General features: G+C 64.2%; 1 protein-coding gene and 4 pseudogenes. 1 reads left to right on the plus strand and 4 read right to left on the minus strand.

Annotation, left to right across the window (positions count from 1 at the left end):
• The 3 pseudogenes from ACU8YC_RS24785 to ACU8YC_RS24795 all read right to left on the minus strand — a co-directional run.
• Positions 1-483 (minus strand): annotated as a pseudogene (locus ACU8YC_RS24785) (IS21 family transposase); the annotation flags it as partial.
• 233 nt (positions 484-716) lie between these two features.
• Positions 717-959, minus strand: a pseudogene (locus ACU8YC_RS24790) (IS110 family transposase); the annotation flags it as partial.
• 123 nt (positions 960-1,082) lie between these two features.
• A pseudogene (locus tag ACU8YC_RS24795) lies at positions 1,083-1,283 on the minus strand (IS3 family transposase); the annotation flags it as partial.
• 267 nt (positions 1,284-1,550) lie between these two features.
• Here ACU8YC_RS24795 and ACU8YC_RS24800 point away from each other — a divergent pair.
• Positions 1,551-1,649: pseudogene (locus ACU8YC_RS24800) on the plus strand (IS630 family transposase); the annotation flags it as partial.
• Positions 1,650-1,678: 29 nt separating this feature from the next.
• Here ACU8YC_RS24800 and ACU8YC_RS24805 read toward each other — a convergent pair.
• Positions 1,679-1,886, minus strand: a 208-nt coding sequence (locus ACU8YC_RS24805) for a hypothetical protein (RefSeq protein WP_446895933.1), incomplete at its 5' end; no start/stop codon positions are given.

Consider the following 1,886-nt stretch of genomic DNA (forward strand, 5'->3'; position numbering starts at 1 on the left):
CACGAAGCAGGCGTCGGAGTGCGGCAGATCCATGCAGAAGAAATGGATCTTGCGGCGCACGCCAGCGATGGTGGCGACCGCCTCGCCAAAATCGACCTGGGCATGGCCGGGCGGGTGGGCGAGCGGCACGAAAGTCTCCTGCCCCCGTGCTCGGCAGATCCGTACGTGGTCCTTCACCACGGTATAGCCACCGGCATAGCCGTGCTCGTCGCGTAGGCGCTCGAAGATCCGCTTGGCCGTATGGCGTTGCTTGAGCGGTGCAGTCCGGTCCGCCTCAAGGATCGCCGCGATCACTGGCAGAAGAGGCCCGAGCTTCGGCTTCTCGACCGGCTTCGAGCGTGTGTAGCCCGGCGGCAACGAGAACCGACACATCTTGGCGATCGTCTCTCGGCTCAACCCGAAGACCCGAGCCGCCTCACGCCGGGACTGGCCCTCGATGAACACGAACTGCCGAACGGCTGCGTAGACTTCCACGACGAACATCCTCGGCTCCTCTCGAAAGAGAAGCCTCTCCACTGGCCGGCTTTTACACCGCCCGCATCAGCACAAAGCCGACGCTCCAGTGGATGGTTTTGTCACCGCCCTACACACATCAGGCGGTCCGTAGCATCTTGATCAGGGCGGGCTCGAAGTGGCCTCAGGAAGGAGCGGCCATGAAGAGCGTCAGGCCGTCCATCCTGCATAAACGGCGCCTGATCGCCACCTTCTCATGAGATCTTCACGTAAGCCGGCGCGATCAGCTTCACCAAGTGGCCGAGTTTGGCAATCTCGCGGGCCCAAAAGTGAGCGCTGCCACAGGCTTCCATGGCCACCGTGCAAGGCGGCAAGGTGGCAAAGAAGGCGAGAGCCTGGCCACGGCGCAGCTTCTTGCGAAAGACCACGGCACCTGCGCTATCAGCCCCATGGAACTGAAAGATGCGCTTGGCCAGATCGAGGCCGACGGTGCTCACCTGGTTCATGGACGCCTCCGGAAGTGGGCTCTAACACCACCACTCTGGCACGCTGATACCGCCGGGGGCGTCCACACCATCACGCCCCAACGCGCTACCCGCAAACCCGTCTCAAGCGGCGCGGGACTGGCTCTAGATGTACGGTCCCGGGATGTGGTGTGACGGATCGAACCTGAAGCGCTTGGGCTCTTTCGTCCAGGTCTGGCAGATGAATTCGTAGGGCGTGAGGCCGCGCAGGGTCTTGAGCCGGCGGCCGTAGTTGTAGGCATCGACGAACAGCTGCAGGTGGTGCCGCAGCTCGTCATGGCTGGTGTAGTGGTAGCGCTTGTCAGTGGGCGTTGAATACTCCCTGATTGTGGGCATCGAAAATTCCCTGGTCGGTGCCCTGGCCCGAGGGTGCGGGGTGCACCCCGCACCCTCGGGCTTATCCATCCTCCGCCACCATACCCGCCGATGCGTAGCGGCCGGGGGCGACGAGGATGGTCCTGCTGGGAGAACTCCTCATGATCCTCGACCTGCACCGACAGCGTCTGTCAGTCACCGCCATCGCCCGGCGGACCGGTCGTGATCCGAAGACCATCCGCAAGTACATCGAGCGCGGCCTCGATCCGGCAGGCCTTCACCCGTTTCACGCCGCAGGAGTGCTGCAACTACCTCGCCGCAGCTGGCTACGAGAACGACTTGGCCGTCGCTACCTGACCGGGAACAGCTCTAGCCTCGAAGGTTCACTATTCGGCGGCTTTCGCGAGGTTCGTGAAGCGGGGCAGCGGGGCGTACCAACGGCGCTTCGCGGAACCGAACGGCAGCGCGACCTCGGGAGCGTCGACGCCCGTAACACGCCAGCGCAGCACGCCCTCGTCGAGCGTCAGGAGCGCCGAGCAGCCCGAGGGAGCCCCGTCCGTCGTGCACGTTTCCGTCAGTGATTGCAGCGTGAGG

Source organism: Citrobacter sp. VF227 (genome assembly GCF_052950715.1).